This window comes from Metabacillus lacus (assembly GCF_009674805.1).
Taxonomy (GTDB): Bacteria; Bacillota; Bacilli; order Bacillales; family Bacillaceae; genus Metabacillus_C; species Metabacillus_C lacus.
Map to the genome: position 1 here is coordinate 1 of NZ_WKKI01000112.1, position 949 is coordinate 949.

Consider the following 949-nt stretch of genomic DNA (forward strand, 5'->3'; position numbering starts at 1 on the left):
GCGGCTCGAGGTCATAAGTCATCTTGGTCAAGAGGTCAAAGAGCGACCTCATGCCCAAGCTGCCTTATGCTTGTCGCCGCTTAACGGGCGCCTTCCGCTTTTCGGTTTGTCCAGCTCCAGGCGCCAGCCCTTCGAGGTCATAAGCCAATCCGGCCTGAAGGTTAAATAACAACCTTCATTCCGGCTCGTCTTATGCTTGTCAGGGCTGAGCGGGCGCCTTCCGCTTTTCTTGGTGTCCAGCTCCAGGCGCCAGCCCTTCGAGGTCATAAGCCAATCCGGCCTGAAGGTTAAATAACAACCTTCATTCCGGCTCGTCTTATGCTTGTCAGGGCTGAGCGGGCGCCTTCCGCTTTTCTTGGTGTCCAGCAGCTCCGGCTAGGCCCTCGAGGTCATAAGCCAATCATCTCAAAAAGGCAAAGAGCGCTTTTTAGAGATGCTCGTCTTATGCTTGTCGGGCCTGGCAAGCCGGTTCCGCTTTTCTACATTGTCCAGCTCCGGCAGCTAGGCTCTCGAGGTCATAAGTCATCTTGGCCAAAAGGTCAAAGAGCGACCTTCTGTCCAAGCTGCCTTATGCTTGTCGAGCCTAAGCAAGCTGCCTTCCGCTTTTCTAAGTCATTCGACAAATTTCTCACTTCTTGTTGACATCTTTTCCGTAAGTGTGTATTATATAAAAGTACCTGATGAACTTCACTTGCGGGTGTAGTTTAATGGTAAAACCTCAGCCTTCCAAGCTGATGTCGTGGGTTCGATTCCCATCACCCGCTCCATACATAAGATTTTAACCTAATGACAACGCAGTGTTTCGTTTCCTGTAAAACGAAGCATTGCGTTTTTTCGTTAAATTTTCTTATGTGCAGTGCTCACATATGCCATCTTATGCTTGTCGCAGCCCGACACGACGTCGGACAGTCATGCGTTGCCACAGGACGTGGCGCTCTTAGCATGACTT

At 50.7% G+C, this 949-nt stretch carries 1 protein-coding gene and 1 tRNA gene; one reads left to right on the forward strand and one right to left on the reverse strand.

Annotated features, from left to right (window positions below):
• Positions 1 to 48: 48 nt before the first annotated feature.
• Positions 49 to 267, reverse strand: a complete 219-nt coding sequence (locus GJU40_RS20470; protein WP_154309895.1) for a hypothetical protein — start codon at positions 265 to 267, stop codon at positions 49 to 51.
• Between the two features lie 426 nt (positions 268 to 693).
• Between GJU40_RS20470 and GJU40_RS20475 the strand changes: the two genes are divergently transcribed.
• Positions 694 to 767, forward strand: a tRNA-Gly gene (locus GJU40_RS20475).
• Positions 768 to 949 lie beyond the last annotated feature (182 nt).